The organism is Paracoccus alkanivorans, from assembly GCF_003697785.1.
Lineage (GTDB): Bacteria > Pseudomonadota > Alphaproteobacteria > Rhodobacterales > Rhodobacteraceae > Paracoccus > Paracoccus alkanivorans.
Genome location: NZ_QOKZ01000008.1, coordinates 40643 through 63987, shown reverse-complemented (window position 1 = coordinate 63987; position 23345 = coordinate 40643). Strand labels below are relative to the sequence as shown.

The 23345-nt window shown below is 64.6% G+C and carries 21 protein-coding genes; 10 read left to right on the top strand and 11 right to left on the bottom strand.

Annotation, left to right across the window (positions count from 1 at the left end; genetic code table 11):
- Positions 1–64 precede the first annotated feature (64 nt).
- Positions 65–985, bottom strand: coding sequence for a LysR family transcriptional regulator (locus C9E81_RS17865; RefSeq protein WP_122113719.1), 921 nt, complete (start codon positions 983–985; stop codon positions 65–67).
- A 101-nt stretch (positions 986–1086) separates the two neighbouring features.
- Between C9E81_RS17865 and C9E81_RS17860 the strand changes: the two genes are divergently transcribed.
- The 4 genes from C9E81_RS17860 to C9E81_RS17845 all read left to right on the top strand — a co-directional run bounded on the left by C9E81_RS17860 (position 1087) and on the right by C9E81_RS17845 (position 5785).
- Entirely contained in the window at positions 1087–2586 is a 1500-nt protein-coding gene (locus C9E81_RS17860) for a CoA-acylating methylmalonate-semialdehyde dehydrogenase (protein ID WP_122113718.1), read from the top strand.
- A 218-nt stretch (positions 2587–2804) separates the two neighbouring features.
- Positions 2805–3974, top strand: a complete 1170-nt coding sequence (locus C9E81_RS17855; RefSeq protein ID WP_122113717.1) for an ABC transporter substrate-binding protein — start codon at positions 2805–2807, stop codon at positions 3972–3974.
- A gap of 117 nt (positions 3975–4091) precedes the next feature.
- On the top strand, positions 4092–4541 hold the full coding sequence (locus C9E81_RS17850) for a cupin domain-containing protein (protein ID WP_122113716.1): 450 nt from the start codon (positions 4092–4094) through the stop codon (positions 4539–4541).
- On the top strand, positions 4541–5785 hold the full coding sequence (locus C9E81_RS17845) for a flavin-dependent oxidoreductase (protein WP_122113715.1): 1245 nt from the start codon (positions 4541–4543) through the stop codon (positions 5783–5785). Before C9E81_RS17850 ends, C9E81_RS17845 begins: the two co-directional genes overlap by 1 nt.
- Before the next feature lie 23 nt (positions 5786–5808).
- On the opposite strand, the gene der is transcribed toward C9E81_RS17845, so the two are convergent.
- The 3 genes from der to C9E81_RS17830 are packed head-to-tail and all read right to left on the bottom strand — an operon-like array spanning position 5809 to position 9327.
- Positions 5809–7293 carry a ribosome biogenesis GTPase Der gene (der, locus tag C9E81_RS17840; protein ID WP_122113714.1) on the bottom strand — a complete coding sequence of 495 codons (1485 nt, stop codon included), beginning with the start codon at positions 7291–7293 and terminating at the stop codon, positions 5809–5811.
- On the bottom strand, positions 7290–8615 hold the full coding sequence (locus C9E81_RS17835) for a PQQ-like beta-propeller repeat protein (protein ID WP_122113713.1): 1326 nt from the start codon (positions 8613–8615) through the stop codon (positions 7290–7292). The genes der and C9E81_RS17835 overlap by 4 nt, the downstream gene beginning before the upstream one ends.
- A 43-nt stretch (positions 8616–8658) precedes the next feature.
- Positions 8659–9327, bottom strand: a complete 669-nt coding sequence (locus tag C9E81_RS17830; protein ID WP_122113712.1) for a tetratricopeptide repeat protein — start codon at positions 9325–9327, stop codon at positions 8659–8661.
- A 128-nt stretch (positions 9328–9455) separates the two neighbouring features.
- Between C9E81_RS17830 and C9E81_RS17825 the strand changes: the two genes are divergently transcribed.
- Positions 9456–10388, top strand: a complete 933-nt coding sequence (locus C9E81_RS17825) for a calcium-binding protein (RefSeq protein WP_122113711.1) — start codon at positions 9456–9458, stop codon at positions 10386–10388.
- A gap of 162 nt (positions 10389–10550) precedes the next feature.
- Here the strand turns inward: C9E81_RS17825 and C9E81_RS17820 are convergent, their stop codons facing one another.
- The 7 genes from C9E81_RS17820 to C9E81_RS17790 form a co-directional block, all read right to left on the bottom strand.
- Complete coding sequence (locus C9E81_RS17820; RefSeq protein WP_122113710.1) at positions 10551–11150, bottom strand: superoxide dismutase; 600 nt, start codon at positions 11148–11150, stop codon at positions 10551–10553.
- Between the two features lie 183 nt (positions 11151–11333).
- Complete coding sequence (locus C9E81_RS17815) at positions 11334–11852, bottom strand: sarcosine oxidase subunit gamma (protein ID WP_122113709.1); 519 nt, start codon at positions 11850–11852, stop codon at positions 11334–11336.
- Positions 11845–14775: a sarcosine oxidase subunit alpha family protein gene (locus C9E81_RS17810; protein WP_122113708.1), complete on the bottom strand. Its 2931-nt coding sequence runs from the start codon at positions 14773–14775 to the stop codon at positions 11845–11847. Before C9E81_RS17810 ends, C9E81_RS17815 begins: the two co-directional genes overlap by 8 nt.
- Positions 14776–14781: 6 nt before the next feature.
- The gene (locus tag C9E81_RS17805; protein ID WP_122113707.1) at positions 14782–15108 is read right to left on the bottom strand and encodes a sarcosine oxidase subunit delta; all 327 of its coding nucleotides are present in this window, start codon (positions 15106–15108) and stop codon (positions 14782–14784) included.
- A complete protein-coding gene (locus tag C9E81_RS17800; protein ID WP_122113706.1) occupies positions 15109–15444 on the bottom strand; it encodes a TfoX/Sxy family protein in 336 nt (111 codons plus the stop codon).
- 159 nt (positions 15445–15603) lie between these two features.
- On the bottom strand, positions 15604–15816 hold the full coding sequence (locus C9E81_RS17795; RefSeq protein ID WP_122113705.1) for a hypothetical protein: 213 nt from the start codon (positions 15814–15816) through the stop codon (positions 15604–15606).
- Positions 15817–15907: 91 nt separating this feature from the next.
- Complete coding sequence (locus C9E81_RS17790) at positions 15908–17173, bottom strand: sarcosine oxidase subunit beta family protein (protein ID WP_122113704.1); 1266 nt, start codon at positions 17171–17173, stop codon at positions 15908–15910.
- Between the two features lie 299 nt (positions 17174–17472).
- Here C9E81_RS17790 and ccmI point away from each other — a divergent pair, with 299 nt between their 5' ends.
- From ccmI to argS, 5 genes are all read left to right on the top strand, one after another.
- Complete coding sequence (ccmI, locus tag C9E81_RS17785) at positions 17473–18705, top strand: c-type cytochrome biogenesis protein CcmI (protein WP_122113703.1); 1233 nt, start codon at positions 17473–17475, stop codon at positions 18703–18705.
- Entirely contained in the window at positions 18702–19169 is a 468-nt protein-coding gene (gene ruvX / locus C9E81_RS17780) for a Holliday junction resolvase RuvX (RefSeq protein ID WP_122113702.1), read from the top strand. Before ccmI ends, ruvX begins: the two co-directional genes overlap by 4 nt.
- A gap of 66 nt (positions 19170–19235) precedes the next feature.
- Complete coding sequence (locus tag C9E81_RS17775) at positions 19236–20294, top strand: aldo/keto reductase (protein ID WP_122113701.1); 1059 nt, start codon at positions 19236–19238, stop codon at positions 20292–20294.
- 60 nt (positions 20295–20354) lie between these two features.
- On the top strand, positions 20355–21392 hold the full coding sequence (gene queG / locus C9E81_RS17770; protein ID WP_122113700.1) for a tRNA epoxyqueuosine(34) reductase QueG: 1038 nt from the start codon (positions 20355–20357) through the stop codon (positions 21390–21392).
- A 195-nt stretch (positions 21393–21587) separates the two neighbouring features.
- On the top strand, positions 21588–23330 hold the full coding sequence (gene argS / locus C9E81_RS17765; RefSeq protein WP_122113699.1) for an arginine--tRNA ligase: 1743 nt from the start codon (positions 21588–21590) through the stop codon (positions 23328–23330).
- The last annotated feature ends 15 nt before the right edge of the window (positions 23331–23345 follow it).

Below are 23345 nucleotides of genomic sequence, written 5' to 3'. Positions count from 1 at the left end.
TTCCTCCGTCCGGATCACTGCCTTCATCATTTTCCCTCAAGGGTCCCGCGTCAAGCCCGTCCTGTCACCCGCGCGAATTATAGCCCTTTGGTCTGATGCCGGGACTGCCCTCCAGCCGCGCCACCTCCTGCCGGACTCCCTGCCCCAATTCCTCGGCCAGCAAGGTCAACCGCCGGGAGGCCCGGTCGTCAGCATGCCGCAGCAGCCAGAAACTGCGGGTAAGCGAGATCTGGTCGGGCAGCACCTTGCGCACGCCGGGCGCAAAGGGGATGGCGAAATCATGCACGATCCCCAGCCCCGCCGCCGCCCGGATCGCCTGCATCTGGACCGAAACCGAATTGGAGGTGATCGCCGCCGTCTCTACCCCGGTTTCCGACAGGTAGTCCAGTTCGCGGTCAAAGATCATGTCGGGAATGTAACCGATCATCCGATGCAAGCGCAGATCGGCCAGCGCAGTGATTGGCGGATGCGCGCGCAGGTAATCCTCATGCGCGGCCAGATGCAGGTGGTATTCGGTCAGCCGCTGCACCGTCAGCCGCCCGGTTTCCGGGGGCGAGACGGCGATGGCCATATCCGCCTCGCGTTTCGACAGATTGACCACGCGGGGCAACGCGACGATCTGGATTTCCAGACCCGGATGAGCCGCACACATCCGCCGCGCCACCTGCGGGAGCAGGTAATTGGCGCAACCATCGGGCGCCCCGATTCGCAACTGCCCGCTGATTCCCGCCTCGCGCCGCGTTGCCTCGGCGGCCGCCGTCGCCGCTTTCTCCGCCGCCTCGGCGGGCGCGACCAGCCGTCCGCCCTCGGCGGTCAGCCTGTATCCCTGCGGGGTCTTGGCAAACAGCGTGGCGCCTACCGCCTGTTCCAGCCGGGCGACCCGCCGCCCGACCGTCGAGGCATCCATTCCCAATCTCCGCCCCGCGCCCGACAGGCTTTCCGTCCGGGCCACGGCCAGAAAGATGCGTAAATCATCCCAATCCATCGCTATGCCTTTGCGTTTTTGCAAAATGCTTTTGCCACCCTGCCCCTTTCCGCAGCATTTCCGCAAGGCTATGCTTGGCTCAACAAGCTCAGGAGGATGCGATGAAAGAGATTCACCACTGGATCGACGGCAAAGAGGTCAAGGGCACGTCCGGCCGATTTTCCGATGTCTTCAACCCCGCCACGGGCGAGGTGCAGGCCAGGCTGTCGCTGGCCACCAGGGCGGAACTGGACGCCGCCGTGGACAGCGCCGCCAAGGCACAGGTGGCATGGGGCAGCACCAACCCGCAGCGCCGTGCCCGGGTGATGATGAAATTCGTCGACCTGCTGAACCGTGACATGGACAAGCTGGCCGAGGCGCTGTCATCCGAGCATGGCAAGACCTTTCCCGATGCCAAGGGCGACGTGCAGCGCGGGCTCGAGGTCATCGAGTTCTGCATCGGCGCGCCGCATCTGCTGAAGGGCGAATATACCGACAGCGCCGGAACCGGCATCGACATGTATTCGATGCGCCAGCCCCTGGGCGTCGTGGCGGGCATCACGCCATTCAACTTCCCTGCCATGATCCCGCTGTGGAAGATGGGTCCCGCGCTGGCCGCAGGTAACGCGATGATCCTCAAGCCCTCCGAGCGCGATCCCTCGGTGCCGCTGATGCTGGCGCGCCTGCTGCAAGAAGCCGGGCTGCCCGATGGCGTGCTGCAGGTCGTCAACGGCGACAAGGAAAGCGTCGATGCGATCCTCGACAACCCGGTGATCCAGGCGGTCGGTTTCGTCGGCTCGACGCCTATCGCGCAGTATATCTATGAACGCGCGGCGGCGACCGGCAAGCGGGCGCAATGTTTCGGCGGCGCCAAGAACCACATGATCATCATGCCCGACGCCGATCTGGACCAGGCCGCCGACGCGCTGGTGGGTGCAGGCTATGGCGCGGCGGGGGAACGCTGCATGGCGATCTCGGTTGCGGTGCCGGTGGGTGAAAAGACCGCCGACGCGCTGATCGAAAAGCTGGTGCCGCGTATCGAGAAACTGAAGGTCGGCCCGTGGACGGCCGGCGACGATGTCGATTACGGCCCGGTCGTGACCAGGGCGGCAAAGGAGAACATCCATCGCCTCGTCCAATCCGGTATCGACCAGGGTGCCGAACTGGTCGTCGATGGCCGCGATTTCAGCCTGCAGGGCTACGAGGATGGCTTCTTCGTCGGCCCGCATCTCTTCGACCGCGTGACCCCGGACATGGATATCTACAAGACCGAGATCTTCGGCCCGGTCCTCTCCACCGTCCGCGCCGGCAGCTATGAAGAGGCCATCGGCCTTGCGATGCACCACGAATACGGCAATGGCACCGCGATCTTCACCCGTGACGGCGATGCCGCCCGCGATTTCGCCAACCGGATCAATATCGGTATGGTCGGTATCAACGTGCCCATCCCGGTGCCGCTGGCCTATCACACCTTTGGCGGCTGGAAGAAATCCGGCTTCGGCGACCTGAACCAGCACGGCCCCGACGCCTTCCGCTTCTATACCCGCACCAAGACGGTGACGGCCCGCTGGCCCTCGGGCATCAAGGAAGGTGGCGAGTTCAACTTCAAGGCGATGGACTAAGTCCAGCCAGCCCGCATAACGGAAAAGGTCCGCAACTGCGGGCCTTTTTTCAGTTCTGCTCGCGGTTCGGCATGGATGGACTCCCATCGCCATGTTCGCCGCAAGACATTTCAAGTCTAAAATAATTTCTTGACTCGGCACTTCCCGTTGATGCGTATTAGAAGAAACAGAACATGCCGCGGCACGCGCGGCTTTCCCAACAGGAAGACGACATAACCATGACCCATCCCCGAAAGATGATTGCCCTGCTTGCCGCAACCACTTGCATTGCGGCTCCAGCCATGGCGCAGGAAGACGACACGCTGAAAATCGGCCTGATCCTGACACTGTCCGGCCCCGCCGCCGTTCTGGGAGAGATGGCGCGCGACGGGTTCCAACTGGCCGCCGAGGAGATCGGCGATATCGGCGGCATGAAGACCGAGATCATCGTCGTCGATGACGAGCAGAAACCGGATATCGCCGCCAACAAGGCCCGCGAACTGGTCGAGCGGGACGGAGTCGATATCGTGGTCGGCCCGATCTTTTCCAATATCCTCGGCGCCATCCACAAGCCGGTCACCGATTCCGGCGCGATCCTGATCAGCCCCAATGCCGGGACTTCGGTCTATGCCGGGGCGGAATGCAGCCCGAATTTCTTCGCGACCTCCTATCAGAACGACCAGATGCACGAGGTCATGGGCGCCTATGCGCAGGAGGAAGGTTATCAGAACGTCTTTCTGCTGGCCCCGAATTACCAGGCGGGCAAGGACAGCCTTGCCGGGTTCAAACACAGCTACAAGGGCGGCATCGCGGGCGAGATCTATACCCAGCTCGGGCAGCTGGACTATTCGGCGGAGCTGGCGCAGATCGCTGCTATGCAGCCCGACGCGGTATTCGCCTTCATGCCCGGCGGGATGGGGGTGAATCTCGTCAAGCAATACCGGCAGGCCGGGCTCGAGACGATTCCGTTCCTGTCGGCCTTCACGGTGGACGAATCGACCCTGCCGGCCCAGCAGGACGCGGCGCTTGGCTTCTTTGCCGGCTCGAACTGGGCGCCGGATATGGATACACCGGAAAACAAGGCATTCGTCGAGGCTTACGAGGCAAAGTTCAATCAGGTTCCCGCCACATATTCGATGCAGGCCTTTGATACGGCCCATCTGATCGACGCGGCGATACGCGAAGCTGGCGGCGTTGCTGACAAGGAGGCGCTGATCGCGGCGCTGGAGACCGCGCCCTTCACCTCGGTTCGCGGCGATTTCAGCTTTGGACCCAACCATTTCCCGGTGCAGGACTTTTACCTGACCGAAGTCGTCAAGCGCGAGGACGGCAAATTCGCCACCTCGATCGTCAAGAAGATCTTCGATGACTACCAGGACAACTACGTCTCGGAATGCCGGATGGACTGACCGGCACGGCGAGGCTCCGGCCACCCCGGTCGTCGGGCTCAACGCCCCGCCTGCCCACGCGAAACAGGCCGCGACAGAGCCGGGACACATATACCGCACGCATGAAAGGAGATCGCCATGAATGCCGGGATAACCCGCGCCACCGAGGGCATCGACGGAATCAGCTGGAACATCCTCGGTCAGATCTATGTGCCGAAACAGCATTCCGAACAATCCATGTCCTGGCATGCGACCTTTCCCAAGGGCACATTCGTGCCGCCCCATATCCATCCGACGCAGGACGAGTTCATCTATGTCCTTGATGGCTGCTTTGATCTTTGGCTGGACGGCACCGACCATCGCGCGGCACCGGGCGACCTGGTCCGCATGCCGATGGGAGTGCCGCATGGGATCTTCAACCGTTCGGACACGGATATCAAATGCCTGTTCTGGGTGGCGCCCTCGCGACGCCTCTATGACCTGTTCTGGGCGCTGCACAATCTGGGACCGAACCCGAACCCGGCCGAGGTGGTCGCCGTCTCGGCCGCCCATGAGGTCGATTTCCTGCCGCCCGAGGAGGAGGGCTGATGCATGTCCTGATCGCCGGTGCCGGCATCGGGGGACTGACCACCGCCCTGATGCTGCACGCGCGCGGCATACCATGCACGATCCGGGAAAGTTCGCGCGAGATGCGTGAAGTCGGGGTCGGCATCAATATCCTGCCTCACGCGATTCGCGAGCTCGACGAGTTGGGATTGCTCGATGCGCTGGACCGGGTGGCCGTCCGCACCACGCATCTCCATTACTATACCCGCGCGGGTCAGGAGGTCTGGTCCGAACCGCGCGGCATGCTGGCCGGTCACGACGTGCCGCAATTCTCGATCCATCGCGGGCGACTGCAAAAAGTTCTTTACGATGCCGTCATCGCACGGTTGGGAAGTGGCGCAGTGGAATGCGGCCGGCGGCTGGCCGGGTTCGTGCAGGACGAGGGCGGTGTAACGGCACAGTTCCTGGACTCCGGCGAGGGGGGACCCGCGCAGGTCCTGCGGGGAGATGTGCTGATCTGCGCGGATGGCATCCACTCGGCCGGGCGGCGGCATTTCTATCCCGATGAGGGCCCTCCCTCGTGGAACGGCGTGTCGATGTGGCGCGGCGCGTCTGTTGCGCCGCCATGGCGCGACGGCACGGTGATGGCGATCGGCGGCGGGCTTGGCGGCAAGCTGGTCCTTTATCCGATCGCTCCGCCCGAACCCGATGGACGGCAGTTGATGAACTGGGTGGTAAACATCCGCACGAAGGACCCCGCCGTCAGCCCACCACCGCCAGATAGCTGGTCTCGCAAGGTGCCGCTGGCGACGGTCCTGCCCCATGCACGGCGGTTTTCGGTTCCCGACTACGATATCCAGGCGCTGGTCCGGGCCACTTCAGAGATTTTCGAGTATCCGATGGCCGATCGCGATCCCCTGCCACGCTGGAGCTTTGGCCGTGTGACACTGTTGGGAGATGCAGCACATCCGATGTATCCGGTCGGCTCGAACGGAGCCAGCCAGGCAGTGCTTGACGCGCGCAGCCTTGCCGATGCGCTGAAGACCCAGCCCCATCCCCGCGCTGCGCTTTGGGTCTACGAAACCGACCGCCGCCCCAAGACCGCGGATATCGTGGTTCAGAACCGCAAGGGCGGCCCGGAGGGCGTGATCGATGCGGTCGAGAAACTGGCGCCGGCGGGGTTCGACGACATCGACAGCGTGCTTTCATATGCCGACCGCGAGGCATTGGTCAAAGGCTATGCCGCCATGGCCGGTTTCTCGCTGGTGCGTCGCACGGGTGGTTGAATCCGCGGCGGCAGCCCGGCAACCTATTCGCCCTTTGGACGCTGCCGGTTCTTGTGTTTTGACAGTGCTCCGGACTGGCTGATCTTGTTCGCTTTCGCGCGATAGGGATTGTCCAGCCCCTGGTCGCGGAAGAACAGCCGGATGGGCGTGCCGGGCATGTCGAAATCCGACCGCAGCCCGTTGACGAGGTAACGCTGATAGCTGTCGGGCAGCTTGTCGGTATGGGTGGCCTTCACGATGAAGGCGGGCGGGCGCGTCTTGACCTGCGTCATATAGCGCAGCCGTATCCGCCGACCGCCCGGCGCCGGTGGCGGGTGGCTTTCGGTCATCGCCTCCAGCCAACGATTCAGCCTGGCGGTCGAGATGCGCCGGTTCCAGACCTCATGCGCCTTGAGGATCGCGGCGTGCAGACGGTCCAGCCCCTTGCCGGTCCGGGCCGAGACCGTGACCAGCGGAGCCCCTTTCAACTGCGGCAGCAAGCGTTCGAAATTCGCACGCAGTTCGTTCAGCTTGTGGGGCTTGTCGTCCTCGAGGTCCCACTTGTTCGCGGCGACCACGACGGCGCGGCCCTCGGTCTCGGCGAAATCGGCGATGCGCAGATCCTGCTGCTCGAAGGGGATTGCCACGTCCAGCAGCACGACCACCACCTCGGCGAAGCGGACGGCGCGCAGCCCATCGGCCACTGACAGCTTTTCGACCTTGTCCGTTACCTTGGCGCGCTTGCGCATCCCCGCCGTGTCGAAGATCCGCATCGGCGTGCTCATGAACTCGGTCTTGACGCTGATCGAATCTCGGGTAATCCCGGCCTCTGGGCCGGTCAGCAGCCGGTCCTCGCCGATGATCTTGTTGATCAGCGTCGATTTTCCGGCATTGGGCCGGCCGATCACCGCAAGCTGCAGGGGCCGCGCCTCCGATGGCCGCCAATCCTCGGCCCCCTCGCCGCTTTCCGCCTCCTGCTCCGGGATATCCACATCCGTCGCGGGCTCGATGGGCGCGGGGCGTTCCGCCTCGACCTGCTCGGACAGCGGAACCAGCGCACGATAGAGATCGTCCATCCCCTCGCCATGCTCGGCCGACAGGCGCAGAGGCTCTCCGAGCCCGAGCGCATAGGCTTCCAGCGCGCCGGATTCACCGGCCCGGCCCTCGGCCTTGTTGGCGGCGAGGATCACGTGACGGGCGCGGCGGCGCAGGATATCGGCGAAATACTCGTCCGCCGCCGTGACGCCCGCGCGGGCATCGACGACGAAAAGGCAAATATCTGCCTCGTCCACCGCACGCTCGGTCAGGCGGCGCATCCGGCCTTGCAGGCTGTCGTCATCGGCCATCTCGAGACCTGCGGAATCGATCACGACGAAGCGCAGATCGCCCAAGCGCCCCTGCCCTTCGCGCAGGTCGCGGGTCACGCCGGGCTGGTCATCGACCAGCGCCAGCCGCTTGCCGACCAAGCGGTTGAACAGCGTCGATTTCCCGACATTCGGACGGCCGACGATGGCGAGGGTGAAGCTCATCGGAATGCGTGCAACTGGCCGCTGCGGGCCACGACGTAAAGCGTTTGCCCCGCCACGACCGGAGCCGCCGCGGCGCCACCGGGAATCTGCCCCTGTCCGACCAGTTGCCCCGACCCCGGATCGAAGGCGCGAAGCACGCCGTCGCTTGAGGCGACGAACAGCCGTCCTCCGGCCAGAACCGGGCCATAATGGGCATGGATGCTATCCTGCCGCCTGGTTTTCTGGTCTGTGTAATAGGGCAGTTCGATCCGCCAGATCACCCCGCCAGTCGCGGCGTCCAGACGGATCAGCTCGGCCTGATCGTTCACCGCAAAGACCGAACCGCCCGCAACCACAACCGGGCCGTTCGCCCCGTCGCGCGAGGACCAGTTCCGCATGCCCGTGGCCATCTCAACCGCATCGATGCGGCCCGAGGAGGTGCCGCCATAGACCGTTCCGCCCGAGATCACCGGATCGCCGGTCATGTCGCGAATCGTCGCGATGGCGCGGCCAATCCGCGTGCCCGCGACCTGAGCCGACCACAGCGTTCCGCCGGTTTCCGTATCGACCGCCAGAAGCTGTCCGGAGGTGAATGGGAAGACCACCGTATTGCCCTGAACGGCAGGCACCGAAACCCCCATCACCCCGGAAGAGGACGGCGTGCCCGAGCTTTGCCACAGGACCTTGCCATCGGCGGCGCGGATCGCCCATCCGATATTGTTTCGCGCGGCGACATAGACCGTGCCGTTCTGCACCGCCGGGCCGCCACCGACGGCCGTATTCACGCGCTGCCGCCACAGGATCCGGCCCGAGGCCGCGTCCAGCGCCACCAACTCGCCAAAGCCGGTCGTCGCAAAGACGCGCCCGCCCTCATAGGCCAGCCCGCCTCCCGAAGCGCTGTCGCGGCTGTCGCCGACGGGGGTGATGTCGGTGGACCAGGCGGTGCCGCCCGAAAGCGCCGTCGCCGTCACCGTCGCGCGGCTGTCCAGCGTGAAGACACGCCCCCCCGCGACGATGGGATCGGCAGTGATGCGATGGCGCCGGTCATTGCCCTGCCCGATATTCGCGCTCCAGATACGGCTGGTTCCCGCGCCCAGGGCGACATGTCCCGGCTGATGCGCGGCATTGCCGCCCCGATGGGTCCATTCGCCATTCACACGAGGCGCTGCCAGAGACAGGGCAGTGGAACTGACGGGCGCCGGACCTTCGACGGCCGGCCCGTCCGGCGAAGTCACGGCCAGCGGATCCAGCCGCTCGCCGGGCAGGATGACCTCCCGATCTCCACAGGCCGACAGGCTCACTGCGGCTGCAAGAGCCATGATCAGTCGCAACGTGGCGGTCATGCTCGCCCTCCCTCGCTTGTCATTATCGCCCTTCCCGATGTCATCATTCGTCCGGAAGGACATCATTCGCTTCGGGTTCGAATCCCAAGGCAATCATCATCTCCGACAGCCGCCGACGCAAGGCTTCGCTCAGTCCTGGCCTTTTCTGGATTTGCTGGATCAGCGTGATGGCATCCTCCTTGCGATCCGCCTCGATCAGTGCCACCGCCTTTTGCTCCAGCGCCAGCAACTCGAACGGGGCTCCGCCGCGCGACAGATGCGCCAGGATCTCGTCGCGCTGAGACGGATCCATCGCGGAGCCCTCCAGCATCACCAGCTTCAACTGCGCCAGTTCCTGCAAGACACCCTCTGTCTCCGCGGCTTCCGTCACGCCCCGCAATGTCTCGGCCGCGGCATCGCGGCCACCGGACTCCGCCCATTGCCCCGCCGCCAGCAACCCGGTCAGGGCCTTGCGCTCCGCCGAATCCTGCGGATCCACATTCGCCAGGGCCGCCGGATCGCCCCCGGTTTCGGCCGCCAGGACGGCATCGCCCCATGCCCGCGCCTCGGCGCGTTCACGCGACAGGGACCACTCGCGCCAGATAGCGCCTCCCACGATGCCCAGGATCACCAGAACCGCGATCCACCCGTAACGGCGAAACAGCGCGAACAGCCGGTCTCGACGCAGGTCTTCGGTCACCTCATCGATAAAGCTGTCATTTTGGTTGGCCATGGGGCACCTTGCTCTCGTGTTTTCGTCGCAGATGGTCTTATACTGCGTTGAAGGCATTTGCCAATGCCGCGGCGCGGGAGAATTTCACAACCACGCCCGCGCAGGAATAGGAATGACGGGGGCAGATCATGTTCGGCGAATACTCGATGCAGCTTGGATTCTGGTGGGTGCTGTTTGCCGCGTCTTTGTCGGCCGGTCTCGCGCTGCACGATGATGATGACGGCAACGGGTCCTCTTCCGATCCCGATCCGGACGACGATCCTTTCGCTGGCATGGAGGATTACGACCCCGACGCCTATGACGCGCTTTGGGTCGGAGGCGAGGGCGACGACAGCATGAATGCCAGTGACGACACATCGCATGCGATGGCGGGCCAGGGAGGGGATGATTTTCTCGACGGCTCCCATCAGCGGGATTATATCCTTGGGGGCGAGGGCGACGACACCATCTGGAGCAGGCTGCACAACGATATCGTCCATGCCGGGGCAGGAAACGATTATGTCAATGCCGGCTGGCAGAACGATCTGGTCACAGGCGGTTCAGGCAATGACACGATCAACGGGCTTTACGGTGACGACATCCTGGCCGGCGATGAGGGAAATGATCTGCTGATCGGTCATCACGGTGCGGATCAGCTTTATGGCGGCGACGGCAATGACACCCTGTCGGGCCTGGGCGAAGATCATGCCGCGGCACGTAACGCGACCGAGGCCGAAGAGGACAAGGCCGATATTCTCGACGGCGGCGCAGGGGATGACGAATTGTGGCTGGCCAGCAGCGATTCCGGCACCGGTGGCGAAGGCGCGGATTCCTTCACCATCGATTATCGTTTCGACCACCAGGACGGTATCGCCACGATCGGGGATTACAACGCGGGTGAAGACAATATCGCCCTGTTGCTGAACCCTCCGGCCGAGGGCGAGGAAATGCCGGATGTCACGCAGGAAGACAGTGCGAATGGCGAGGACCGGCTGATTCTGGTCGATGGGGTCGAGGCCATAAGGATCACCGGTGCGGGCGGCGGCGCGGTGGATGTCACGATCCGGACCGAAGCTCCGTAAAGCCGAGGCAGCCTGATCCCGAGCCCGTCACTGCGCTGAAGGAATTGTCGAGGCACCGTCAGGTCCCGCGCCTTGATCATGCCGGGGCCGAATCGAAAAGGACCTGCCGGGCTTGTCCCCGGCAGGTCCTTCCGTTTCGACTTTACGCGTTTACGCGTGAAATCAGAGCCGCGAGGCGACGTTTTCCCAGTTCACCAGATTGTCGAGGAAGTTCGACAGGTATTTCGGGCGCGCATTGCGGAAATCGATGTAATAGGAATGCTCCCACACATCGCAGCCAAGCAGTGCCGTCTGGTCGAAGCAAAGCGGGTTCACGCCGTTCTCGGTCTTGGTCACGGCCAGCGAGCCATCGGCATTCTTGACCAGCCAGGCCCAGCCCGAGCCGAACTGGCCCGCGCCCGCTTCGGAGAACTTCTTCTTGAACTCGTCGACCGAGCCGAAGGATTCGGTCAGCGCTTTTTCCAGTTCCGACGGGATCGCGCCCGATTTTGGCGCCATCATTTCCCAGAACTGGGTATGGTTCCAATGCTGGCTGGCATTGTTGAAGATGCCGTTTTGCGCCACGGCACCGTTGCGATAGGTGCCCTTGACGATATCCTCCAGCGACTTGCCTTCCCATTCGGTGCCCGCGACCAGCTCGTTCAGCTTGTCGACATAGGCGTTATGGTGCTTGTCGTGGTGATATTCCAGCGTCTCTTTCGACATGCCCGCAGCAGCCAGCGCGTCATGGGCATAGGGAAGATCGGGAAGGGTGAAAGCCATTTTCCTCTCCTTTAATGAAAGGCCTGAGCCGTTAAGCCGTGGGCACAGTCCCGCATTTGCCCCGGTAACGCAAGAGGGGGAAGGCGGGTTTGGCAAAGGGGGCTGCCGCCCCCTCTTGACCTGCCGGTCAATTCACCCCCGCGGATATTTGGATGAAGAAGAAGGCAGGCCCGCCTGTTCGATTCAACGCGGAGCAAGCCGGCTGCCGGGAATCGCCGCGTTCCGCAGGATCAATCCCAGGTAATCGGCGGTCGAGCGAAAGCCGATCAGGCGGAACCCGCCCTCGATCCGCCAGAAGGCGGCGGCGGTCTGTGCCGCGCGGGTGCGGCGCAGGCCGTCGGGCGGCAGGGCTGTGGGATCGGCGGGGCAGAGCTTGGCGATCACGTCTTCGGCATGAGGGCCGGTGACGTCGAATGCCGCGCGGGCGTCCGAGACATCCACGATCAGCGCGTGTTCGCCGGCCAGCGCCTGCTCAAGCATGCTGAGGGCCTCGGCGGTTTCCTGCCGGGGCAGCACCAGCAAAAGCTCGTCCGGGGACATCCAGCCGAGGCCGCGGCTGCCATCGGAGGTGATCCGCGTGACCGCGGGAACAGCAAGACCGACGGCTTCGGCGATGGCATCGCCCGCGCGTGACAGATCGGCGCGGATCGTGATCATGCCCAGCCCTTCGACCGGAGTAACGGTAGCGATTGCGTCAGCCATTCAGACGGCTCCCTTCCTTGTCGAAGAAGACCGGATCGCAGATCCGCGCCTTCATCACTTCGCCCGAGGGCAGCGGGAATTCCAGCACCTGCCCCATCCGGTCCGGCCCGTGCCGGACCAGCCCCATCGCGATCGGCCTGCTCAGCGTCGGCGAATGATAGCTGGAGGTGACGCGCCCCTGCGTCTTGCGCTGGCCATTGGAGTTGCGGCCCTCATCGACCGCATAAGCGCCGTCGGGCAGCACACGGCCATCAAGGCTTTCCAGCCCGACTAGCTGCCAGCGCGAGCGGTCGGTCATATGGCCGCGGGCCTGGGCGCGTTTGCCGATATAATCGGCCTTCTTCTTGGAGATCGCCCAGTTCAACCCCAGATCCTGCGGGATGATGGTGCCGTCGGTTTCATCGCCGATCATGATGAAGCCCTTTTCCGCGCGCATCACATGCATCGCCTCGGTGCCATAGGGGGTAATGTCGAGATCACTGCCCACCTCGTGCAGCTTTTCCCACAGTTCCAGCCCACGGGAGGCGGGCACCGCAATCTCGTAGCTGAGCTCTCCCGAAAAGCTGATGCGATAGATACGGGCGGGGATGCCGGCGATATCGCCCTCTTTCCAGGTCATGAAGGGGAAGGCCCCGGCTGAAAGGTCGATACTGCCGGGCAGGCGTTCGAGCAGGTCGCGGGCCCTGGGACCGGCAACGGCGATCTGGGCGTATTGCTCGGTCAGGTCGGCGGTATAGACCTGCCAGTCCCACCATTCGCATTGCAGCCAGTCTTCCATGTGACCATGAATGCGGTCCGCCCCGCCCGTGGTGGTGTGGCACAGCCATGTGTCCTCGGACAGCCGCGCGACCACGCCGTCATCCATCAGGAAACCGTTCTCGCTGCACATCAGCCCATAGCGGCATTTGCCGATGGCGAGATTAGACATCATGTTGGTATAGAGCATGTCCATCAGCCGCCCGGCATCCGGCCCCTTGACGATGATCTTGCCAAGGGTCGAGGCGTCCAGCGTGCCCACGCCACCACGCACCGCCATGATCTCGCGATTGACGGCGTCATGGCGATCCTCGCCCGCGCGGGGATAGCTGTATGGGCGGCGCCAATGGCCCACGGGTTCCCATGATGCGCCATGCTTTTCGTGCCAGCCATGCATCGCGGTCTTGCGCAGCGGCTGGAACGCCTCGCCCCGCGCATCGGCGGCGATGGTGGCCAATGTCAGCGGCGTATAGGGCGGGCGGAAGGTGGTCGTCCCGGTCGCCGGGATCGGCTGATCCAGAGCCTTGGACAGCACGGCGAGCCCGTTGATATTGCTGACCTTGCCCTGATCCGTGGCCATGCCGAGCGTGGTATAACGCTTGGTATGCTCGACGCTTGCATAGCCCTCGCGCGCGGCCAGTTCCACGTCGCTCACCTTCACGTCGTTCTGGAAATCCAGCCACATCTTGGAGCGCAGCTTGTAGGGGGCGTTCCGGGGCATCACCCAAACCGGCATGGTCGCGCCCTCGGGGCGTTCCAGATCGCCCGCGCAGCGCAGATCGCCATTCGCCGCGCCGACGGCCAGAACATTGCCGCGGCCATCCGCCCCGAGGGGCGGGCGCTCGGGATCGGGGCGGAACATGGCCCGCCCCTCGTCCCAAAGCAGCTTGCCGCCGCAATGGCTCCACAGATGGACGACCGGGGACCAGCCGCCGGACATGGCGACGATATCGCAATCCAGACCGCCGCTGACCGTGCCATCGCCGGACTGGTCGCAAAGCGCCACGCCCTCGACATGGCGGCTGCCCTTGACCTTGGCGATGCCGGTGCCCAGCAGGATCGGGATATTGCGGGCACGCGCGGCCTGCGGCAGTTCGCCCGAGACATCCACGCGGGCATCGATGATCGCCACCACGTCGAGGCCGGCATCAGAGGCGGTGAGCGCCGTGCGATAGGCATCGTCGTTATTGGTCACAACGACGATCTTCTGGCCGGGTGCCACGCCGTAATCGCTGATGAAGTCCCGCACTGCCGAGGCCAGCATCACGCCCGGCACATCGTTGCAGGCAAAGCTGAGCGGCCTTTCCAGCGCGCCCGTCGCGGTGACGATCCGCCCCGCCCGGATACGCCACAGCCGCTGGCGCGGTATGCCCTGATCGGGATCGTGATCGGCCAGCGCCTCGCGCGCCAGAAGATAACCGTGATCGTAAAGCCCCGTCGCCATGCAGTTGCGGCGCAGGGTGACATTGCCGCGCCCGCGCAGATCGGCCAGCAGCGCGTCGATGGCGGCCTCTCCGTCGCGGTGATCGACCGGGCTGCGGCCGCCCCAGACCGGGTTCTGTTCCAGCACGATCACGCGTTCGCCATGTTCGGCCGCCTCGCGCGCGGCGGTCAACCCGGCGATGCCACCACCGATAACGACCACATCGGCAAAGCCATAGGCCTGCTCATACATGTCGGGGTCGCGATCCTTCGGCGCACGGCCAAGCCCGGCACTGCGGCGGATGATCGGCTCGAACACATGTTTCCAGAACGGGCGCGGCTGCATGAAGGTCTTGTAATAGAAACCCGCCGGGAACATCGGCGACAGCCAGTTGTTGACCGCGCCGATATCGGCATCCAGCGACGGCCAGCAATTCTGGCTGCTCAGCACCATGCCCGGAACCAGCGCGGTGGTGGTGGCGCGCTGGTTGGGCTCGAACCGGCCGCCCTGGCCAAGGCCGAACAGGGCGTTGGGCTCTTCCGCGCCCGAGGCGAGCGGACCGCGCGGGCGGTGATACTTGAAGGACCGGCCCAGCATTATCTGCCCATTGGCCAGCATGGCCGAGGCCAGCGTATCGCCCTGCACGCCGCGCAGGTGGCGGCCGTCAAAGCGGAAAGGAACCTGGAAGGCACGGTCGATGAGACGGCCGCCATGGGCCAGACGGAAAGGAGGCGTATAGGTCATCTTGCGTCAGGTCCAGTCGGGTTGCCAGTCGGGGCGGGATGCCTGGATCGCGGAGACGATCTCGGCGGGCGGATGCGGGGTCTGGGCGCTGTAGGTGCCAAAGACCTGCAATGTGGCGGTATCGCGGGCGGCCAGGAACCATTTGCCGCAGCCATAGGCATGGCGCCAGCGCTCGAAATGCACGCCCTTGGGGTTCTTGCGGGCAAACAGGTAGCCCTCGAACTCCGCGTCATCGCCATCGGGACCGACGCGTTTCAGATGCGCCTCGCCGCCCGGATGCAGCTCGGTTTCTTCGGCTTGAACACCACAATAGGGACAGGTCAGTATCAGCATTCAACGGTCCTTGGGCGGAAAAGTGGAAACATGGGCCAGCGCCATGCGGGCGAGACCCTGGCGGATGGTGTCATCGGCAAGCGAAGGTCCGGACAGCCAGATGAATCCGGGCTTGTCGCGGCCTGATTGCGACATGCGTTCGGTGCCGGGAAAACGCAGCGCCTCGGGTTCGGACGCCTTGCCGACCCGGAACATCGCCCTGCCCTCGCGCGAGGCACAAAGCATATGCCCGTTCAGCATGTAGCAGAGCCCGCCGAACATCGGGCGGCCCTCAAGGCCCTCCGGGTGATCGAGATCGTCGAGAAGCTGGGATTCGAGGCCGGGATCGCGCGTCATGGCCAGCCCCGCGCGCAAACCGGAACCGGGAGCGATACACCACCCCCGGCCCGGTTGAATGGCAGGCACAGGCCAAGCCGTGGCATGACCTGCCGCAAACGCGGCAAACCCCGCGAGTATTTCAATGGTGCAGACGGGGACTTGTCCCCGCGATGCGCGTCAGTTGGCCGGTGCCGGTTCTTCCGTTGCGGCACCATCGGCAGGTGCTTCAGTGTCTGCAGCCGCGTCATCGGCGGGCGCTTCGGTCGCCGCCGGTTCCTCGACCGCCGTATCGCCGCTTTCTCCGCCGCCCATGTAGAAGAACAACAGTGCCACGACGACCACGACGGCGCCGATGATATAGTAAAGCCCGTTCTTGTTACCCTCAGCCATGATTGCCCCTTTCGCTGACATGGTTGACAACGAGTCAATTCCCGGCGGGCCACAAAGGTTCCTGAGAGATTTTCCATATTCGGAACCCTGGCTAATGTGCCACGCCGGCGGCAACGGATTCGTCGATGAAACGCCCCTCGCGAAAACGGTTCAGACCGAATTCGGCGGCAAGCGGGCCCGGGGTGCCATTGGCCAGCAATTCGGCCATCGCCCAGCCCGAGCCGGGGATCGCCTTGAACCCGCCGGTGCCCCAACCGCAATTGACAAAGACGCCGCCCACCGGGGTCGCCGACAGGATCGGCGAGCGGTCCCCGGTCATGTCCACGATACCGCCCCATTGCCGCAGCATCTTGAGGCGCGAGATCATCGGGAATGTCTCGACCAGTGCCCGCACTGTTTCCTCGACATGATGCCACGAGCCGCGTTGGGTGAAGTTGTTGAACCCGTCGGTGCCGCCGCCGATCACCATCTCGCCCTTGTCGGATTGCGACAGGTAGCCATGGACGGTATTGGCCATCACCACGACATCCATGCATGGCTTGATCGGCTCGGACACCAGGGCCTGCAGCGCCACGCTTTCGATGGGCAGACGGAATCCCGCCATCTCGGCCAGCTGGCTGGAATGGCCGGCCACCACCAGCGCCAGCTTCTCGCAGCCGATCCGGCCCTTCGAGGTATTGACGGCACGCACCTGCCCGGCCTCGGTCTCGACCCCCTGCACCTCGCAGTTCTGGATGATATGCATGCCCATGTCGCTGCAGGCGCGCGCATATCCCCATGCCACCGCGTCATGACGGGCGGTGCCCCCGCGCGGCTGGTACAACCCGCCCAGAACGGGATAGCGCGGCCCTTCAAGGTTGATGATCGGGACCAGTTCCTTGACGCGGGCAGGCTCGATCCATTCGGTTGCCACGTCTTGCAGGTTGTTGGCGTAAGAGGTGCGCTTGTAGCCGCGGACCTCATGTTCGGTCTGCGCCAGCATGATCACCCCGCGCGGGCTGAACATGATGTTGTAGTTCAGATCCTGCGACAGGGTTTCATAAAGCTGCAGCGACTTGTTGTAGATCGCCGCCGACGGATCCTGCAGATAGTTCGAACGGATGATCGTGGTGTTGCGCCCGGTATTGCCGCCGCCAAGCCAGCCCTTCTCGATCACCGCGACATCGGTGATGCCGAAATTCTTGCCGAGATAATAGGCCGTCGCCAGCCCGTGCCCGCCCGCACCGACGATCACCACCTTGTAGCGGTCGCGCGGCTGCGGATTGGCCCAGGCCCGCTGCCAGCCCTGATGCTGGCGCAGCGCCTCGCGGGCGATGGCAAAGACGGAATAGCGGCCGGAACGCGGTGCAGTAGCCATGGGAACCCCATTCTGAATCAGGGGACACCATGGCGGCGGCTTCCAACCCTGACAAGGCAGCTTGCGGCAGATCACGGCGAAATGCGACACTGCGTCGTTTTTAACTGCGCGGGAAAGGCGATACATTCCGGATGGGAGCGCGTGGCAGCGGCCTGCCCGGTGTAGGGTATCGGGCACGGTATAGGGAATGACGGCATCCCATCATGCAAAGGTCTGCATCGCGGGCTTGTCATCGCGGTTTCACTTTCCCGCCGGACGAAATCCGGCTAGTCCGGCCCCGGAAGATCAAGGAGACCCCGATGTTCTGGCTTTTATGCGCGCTTCTGACACTGGTGGTCGCGGCTGCGATTGCCGCTCCGCTCAGGCGCGCGCGCGATACCGGGGCACCGTCGGCTGCCGCCTACGACCTGCGTGTCTACCGCGACCAGCTGCGCGAGGTCGAGCGCGACCTGGAGCGCGGCGTGATCGGCGGGGACGAGGCCGGACGCCTGCGCAACGAGATCGGCCGCAAGGTGCTGGACGCCGACCGCAGGCTGGCCGAGCCCTCCCCCTCGCGCCATGGCGGCAAGATGGCCGGCGCGGGGATCGTGCTGCTGCTGCTGCTTGCCGGGGCATTCGGGCTCTATCTTTACCAGGGGGCTCCGACAGCTCCGGACCTGCCGCTGTCAAAGCGGATCGCCGCCGCGGAACGCGCCTATGACGACCGCCCGAACCAGGCCGAAGCCGAAGCCGCTGCCCCGGAGCGCGACAAGCCCAAGGTCGATGACGAATATGTAGCCCTCGTCGAGCAGCTGCGCGAGGCTGTCGCCAAGACCCCCGACGATCCGCAGGGGCTGACCCTGCTGGCCACCAACGAGATGAGGCTGGGCAACATGATCGCCGCGCGCGAAGCTCAGCAAAGACTGGTCGATCTGCGCGGCGATCAGGCCAGCGCACAGGAATTGCTGCGACTGTCTGCCCTGATGATCGAGGCGGCGGGCGGGCTCATCACCCCGGAGGCCGAGGAGGTGCTTGCGCGGGCATTGCAAAAGGACCGGAGCCTGCCGCAGGGCCGCTATCTTCTGGGGCTGCTGCAATTGCAGAACGGCCGCCCCGACCGCGCCTTCCCAGTCTGGCGGCAGTTGCTGGAAGAAGGGCCATATGACGCCCCCTGGAACGCGCCGATCCGGGCAGGCATCCGGGATCTCGCCTGGCTGGCCGGGCATCCGGATTATGTTCCGCCGGAACCGGAAGCCACCGGGATGCCCGCCCTGCCCGGCCCCGATGCAGACGCGGTGGCGGCTGCCGAGGACATGACCGGCGAGGAACGGCAGGAAATGATCGAAAACATGGTCGCCGGTCTGGAATCGCGGCTTGCGACGGAAGGCGGCTCGCCCGAGGAATGGGCGCGGCTGATCGGGTCGCTGGCGGTTCTGGGGCAGACCGACCGGGCCCGCGCGATCTGGAACGAGGCGCAGCAGCGCTTTGGTGCCACGCCCGAGGCGATCGCGCCAATCAGGGCGGCGGCGGAAAAGGCGGGATTGATCGAATGATCCATGAAGATATCGCCGATCTGGCGGCCGTCCTGCCCCGGATGGGCGCCTTGGCCGGGCTCGATCTGGGCACCAAGACCATCGGGGTCGCGGTCAGCGACGGGATGCGGCAGATCGCCTCTCCGCTCAAGGTGATCCGGCGGCGGAAATTCACGCTGGACGCCGCCGACCTTCTGGCGATTTTGAACGAAAGGCGGATCACCGGGCTGATCCTCGGCCTGCCGCGCAACATGGACGGAACCGAAGGACCGCGCGCGCAATCGACCCGGGCCTTTGCGCGCAACCTGTCGCGCCTGACCGATCTGCCCATCGGCTTCTGGGACGAGCGCCTGTCCACGGTCGCCGCCGAACGCGCGCTTCTCGAGGCCGACACGTCGCGCAAGCGCCGCTCGGAGGTGATCGACCAGGTCGCGGCGGGCTATATCCTGCAGGGCGCACTGGACCGGCTGCGCCATCTGGGCTGAAAAAGGGTTGTATCCCCTGCCGTTATCCCTAGCCTGCCGCGCGGAGCGCGCAGAACAGAGGCAGCGATGAAACGTGTGAAACTTGGCGGTAGCGATGTCGAGGTCAGCGAGATCTGCCTGGGCACCATGACATTCGGAAACCAGACGAGCGAAGCGGATGCCCATGCCCAGATGGACCGCGCAGTGAATGCCGGCGTGACATTCATGGACTGCGCCGAAATGTATCCGGTCAACCCGGTGCGGCGCGAAACCATCGGGAAATCAGAGGAAATCCTGGGCCGCTGGCTGTCGAAACCCGGCAATCGCGACCGGGTCGAGATCGCGACCAAGGTCACCGGCCCAAGCCAGACGCTTCGCGATGGCCAGCCCTATGACGGCGCCATCGTCAGGCAAACCATCGACGCCTCGCTGCGGCGGCTGCGGACCGACCGGATCGACCTTTATCAACTGCATTGGCCGGTCCGTGGCACCTGGGCGTTTCGCCAGAACTGGAGCTACGATTCCTCGGGCCGCTCGAAACAGCAGGTGCTGGATCATATGGCCGATGTGCTGGAGGCCATGGCCGATGCCGTCAAATCCGGCAAGCTGCGCGCTTTCGGCCTGTCGAACGAGACCGCATGGGGGCTGACCCGCTGGTGCGACATGGCAGACCGGACGGGCGGGCCGCGCGTCGCCGCGATCCAGAACGAATATTCGCTGCTCTACCGGCTCTATGATACCGACCTGGCCGAAACCGCGAATGCCGAAGAGGTGACGTTGCTTGCCTATTCGCCCCTTGCGGCGGGACTTCTGACCGGCAAGTATCAGGATAACGCCATGCCCGAGGGCAGCCGCGCGGCGGTCGACCGGGCGAATGGCGGGCCGGGCGCGTTGGGCGGGCGCAAGACCCCGCTGGCGCTGGCGGCGGTCGAGGCTTATCACGAACTGGCTGCGGGACATGGCTGGGACCCGATCCACATGGCAATCGCATGGCAGTTGACGCGGCCCTTCAGGAATGTTCCGATCGTCGGGGCAACCAGTGTCCCGCAGCTCGACCACATGATCGCGGGTTTCGGCAAGACCCTGCCCGACGATCTGTGCAAGGCCATCGACCTGCTGCACAAGGATCATGGCCTGCCCTATTGATCCTGCGCCAGGCTTGCCCTGGTGGGGGCAGCCTGCCCCCGCCCCGCCCGGGAGAACGGCATGAAGACCACGATCAGGAATGCGCTGGCCGCCGAAGCAGAGGCGATCGGATTTGCGAGGATGCGTGTCACCTCCCCGGGTGCGGTGCCCCGGATCGCCGAGAGATTGCGGGCGTTCCTCGCGGCGGGCCGGCATGGGCAGATGGACTGGATGGCCGAGCGCACGCATTGGCGTGGCAACCCGGCTGCGCTCTGGCCCGAGGCACGCTCGGTGATCATGCTGGCAGAGCTTTATACGCCGGATCACGATCCATTGCAGGCCCTGCGTCAAAGGGACCGGGCGGCGATCAGCGTCTATGCGCATGGGCGGGATTATCATGATCTCGTCAAGAAACGGCTCAAACGGTTGGGACGATGGCTGCTGGAGCGTGAACCGGGCCATGAGATCAAGGTTTTCGTAGATACCGCCCCGGTGATGGAAAAGCCGCTGGCCGAGGCGGCGGGACTGGGATGGCAGGGCAAGCATACCAATCTGCTGTCGCGGGATCTGGGAAGCTGGTTCTTCCTGGGGGCGATCTTCACGACGCTGGAACTGCCCCTCGACAAGCCCGAGACAGAGCATTGCGGGTCCTGCCGTGCCTGCCTGGACATCTGCCCGACAAATGCATTTCCCCGGCCATTCCAGCTGGATGCACGGCGCTGCATCTCTTACCTGACGATCGAGCACAAGGGGCCGGTCGATCCCGAGCTGCGCGCGTTGATGGGCAATCGGATTTATGGCTGCGATGACTGCCTTGCCGCCTGCCCCTGGAACAAGTTCGCTCAGGCGGGAACCGAGATGCGATATCGCGGCATCGTGGATGCGCCCCCCCTGGAAGAGCTGGCCGCGCTGGACGATGCCGGTTTCCGGGCACGCTTTTCCGGCAGCCCGATCAAGCGCATCGGACGCGACCGCCTTGTCCGCAACGTCCTTTACGCAATAGGAAACTCGGGAAAATCCCGGCTGGCGGATACCGCACGGCGGCTTGTTGACGATCCCGACGAGGCAGTTGCGGATGCGGCCCGTTGGGCGGTGCACCGGCTGATGCACCGGGATTGATTCAGGCCGCGCGGCCCCCGTTTCACCGCGGGACCGTATGCCCTTTCTTCTTTGTCCAAATACCTCGGGGGAATCCGGCGCAGCCGGATGGGGGCAGCGCCCCCCGGGCGTCGCGTGAACCTTCGTCTTGACCTGCATGGTTGACCTTCCCCGGTCACAGGGTTTAACCCGCCCTGATCAGTCAGGAAGCCGAAAATGAACCTTTTCACCGATCTTCGCGGCATCGTCGTCGCGGCGCTGGAGCAGATGGCACAGGCGGGGGAACTCCCCGCCGGCCTGGATTACGCGAATGTGGCCGTCGAGCCCCCACGGGATCCGGCGCATGGCGACATGGCGACCAATGCCGCCATGGTGCTGGCCAAGCCCGCCGGGATGAAACCGCGCGACATCGCCGACAGGCTGGCCGCAAGACTGACCGATCCGCGCATTTCCGGCGCCGAGGTCGCCGGGCCGGGCTTTCTGAACCTGCGTCTGGCCCCGGATGTCTGGCGCGGTGTGCTGCAGGATGCCATTCGCCAGGGCGGCGATTTCGGGCGCTCGCAGATCGGCGCCGGAGCCAGGGTCAATGTCGAATTCGTCAGCGCCAATCCCACCGGCCCGATGCATGTCGGCCATGTCCGGGGCGCGGTGTTCGGCGATGCGCTGGCCAACCTGCTGGATTTCTCGGGCCATGAGGTGACCCGCGAATACTATATCAACGACGGCGGCGCGCAGGTGGATGTGCTGGCGCGCTCGGCCTATGAGCGCTACCGCGAGGCCAACGGGCTGGAGCCGGCGATCAGCGAAGGGCTTTATCCCGGCGATTACCTGATTCCGGTCGGAGAGGCGCTCAAGGCGAAATACGGCGACAGCCTGCTGGACAAGCCGGAATCGGAATGGCTGACCGAGATCCGTGAGTTCGCCACCGAGGCGATGATGGAGGTGATCCGCGCCGATCTGGCGGCACTCGGCGTGCGCATGGATGTCTATTCCAGCGAAAAGGCGCTTTACGGCACCGGCAAGATCGAGGCGGCGATCGAACGGCTGAAAGGCATGGGTCTGATCTATCGCGGCGTGCTGGAGCCGCCCAAGGGCAAGCTGCCCGAGGACTGGGAGGCGCGCGAGCAGACCCTGTTCCGCTCGTCCGCGCATGGCGACGATTCCGACCGCCCGATCCAGAAATCCGATGGCGCCTGGACCTATTTCGCCCCCGATATCGCCTATCACTGGGACAAGATCGAGCGCGGCTTCGATCAGCTCATCGATGTTCTGGGCGCCGATCACGGCGGTTATGTCAAGCGGATGAACGCGGCGGTGAAGGCGTTGTCGAACGGGCGCGTGCCGCTGGACGTCAAGCTGATCCAGCTTGTGAAGCTGTTCAGGAACGGCGAGCCCTTCAAGATGTCCAAGCGTGCCGGAACCTTCGTCACCCTGCGCGACGTGGTCGAGGAGGCGGGCGCCGACGTGACCCGCTTCATCATGCTGACCCGCAAGAACGACGCGGCCCTGGATTTCGACTTCTCGCGCGTGCTGGAACAGTCCAAGGACAATCCCGTCTGGTATGTGCAATATGCCAGCGCGCGGGTCCACTCGGTCCTGCGCCGGGCGCGGGAAGCGGGAATCGACGTCTCGGACGACGCGCTGTTATCCGCCGATCTTTCGCGGATTTCGCATGCCGCCGAGCTTGACTTGGCCAAAAAAGTTGCCGAATGGCCACGCATTGTCGAGCATGCCGCTCGCGCGCATGAGCCGCATCGCGTCGCATTTTTCCTTTATGAGCTTGCCTCGGACCTGCATTCGCTGTGGAATCGCGGCAATGACGACACCAGCCTGCGCTTTGTGCAGGATGGTGACTCCGCCACGTCTCAGGCAAAAATCGCGCTTGTCCGGGCTGTTGGCGTTGTCATTTCATCCGGGTTGGGTATCTTGGGTGTCACACCGGCAGAGGAAATGCGCTGATTCAAGATGCGCCCC

Coding starts and splice junctions, on each gene's coding strand:
- C9E81_RS17845 (WP_122113715.1), top strand. CDS start 4,541: ATGCATGTCCTGATCGCCGGTGCCGGCATCGGGGGACTGACCACCGCC.
- C9E81_RS17800 (WP_122113706.1), bottom strand. CDS start 15,444: ATGACGCGCGATCCCGGCCTCGAATCCCAGCTTCTCGACGATCTCGAT.
- queG (WP_122113700.1), top strand. CDS start 20,355: ATGAAGACCACGATCAGGAATGCGCTGGCCGCCGAAGCAGAGGCGATC.
- C9E81_RS17855 (WP_122113717.1), top strand. CDS start 2,805: ATGACCCATCCCCGAAAGATGATTGCCCTGCTTGCCGCAACCACTTGC.
- C9E81_RS17865 (WP_122113719.1), bottom strand. CDS start 985: ATGGATTGGGATGATTTACGCATCTTTCTGGCCGTGGCCCGGACGGAA.
- C9E81_RS17815 (WP_122113709.1), bottom strand. CDS start 11,852: ATGGCTGACGCAATCGCTACCGTTACTCCGGTCGAAGGGCTGGGCATG.
- argS (WP_122113699.1), top strand. CDS start 21,588: ATGAACCTTTTCACCGATCTTCGCGGCATCGTCGTCGCGGCGCTGGAG.
- der (WP_122113714.1), bottom strand. CDS start 7,293: ATGAGCTTCACCCTCGCCATCGTCGGCCGTCCGAATGTCGGGAAATCG.
- C9E81_RS17820 (WP_122113710.1), bottom strand. CDS start 11,150: ATGGCTTTCACCCTTCCCGATCTTCCCTATGCCCATGACGCGCTGGCT.
- C9E81_RS17825 (WP_122113711.1), top strand. CDS start 9,456: ATGTTCGGCGAATACTCGATGCAGCTTGGATTCTGGTGGGTGCTGTTT.
- C9E81_RS17830 (WP_122113712.1), bottom strand. CDS start 9,327: ATGGCCAACCAAAATGACAGCTTTATCGATGAGGTGACCGAAGACCTG.
- C9E81_RS17790 (WP_122113704.1), bottom strand. CDS start 17,173: ATGGCTACTGCACCGCGTTCCGGCCGCTATTCCGTCTTTGCCATCGCC.
- C9E81_RS17805 (WP_122113707.1), bottom strand. CDS start 15,108: ATGCTGATACTGACCTGTCCCTATTGTGGTGTTCAAGCCGAAGAAACC.
- C9E81_RS17795 (WP_122113705.1), bottom strand. CDS start 15,816: ATGGCTGAGGGTAACAAGAACGGGCTTTACTATATCATCGGCGCCGTC.
- C9E81_RS17860 (WP_122113718.1), top strand. CDS start 1,087: ATGAAAGAGATTCACCACTGGATCGACGGCAAAGAGGTCAAGGGCACG.
- C9E81_RS17835 (WP_122113713.1), bottom strand. CDS start 8,615: ATGACCGCCACGTTGCGACTGATCATGGCTCTTGCAGCCGCAGTGAGC.
- ruvX (WP_122113702.1), top strand. CDS start 18,702: ATGATCCATGAAGATATCGCCGATCTGGCGGCCGTCCTGCCCCGGATG.
- C9E81_RS17775 (WP_122113701.1), top strand. CDS start 19,236: ATGAAACGTGTGAAACTTGGCGGTAGCGATGTCGAGGTCAGCGAGATC.
- ccmI (WP_122113703.1), top strand. CDS start 17,473: ATGTTCTGGCTTTTATGCGCGCTTCTGACACTGGTGGTCGCGGCTGCG.
- C9E81_RS17810 (WP_122113708.1), bottom strand. CDS start 14,775: ATGACCTATACGCCTCCTTTCCGTCTGGCCCATGGCGGCCGTCTCATC.
- C9E81_RS17850 (WP_122113716.1), top strand. CDS start 4,092: ATGAATGCCGGGATAACCCGCGCCACCGAGGGCATCGACGGAATCAGC.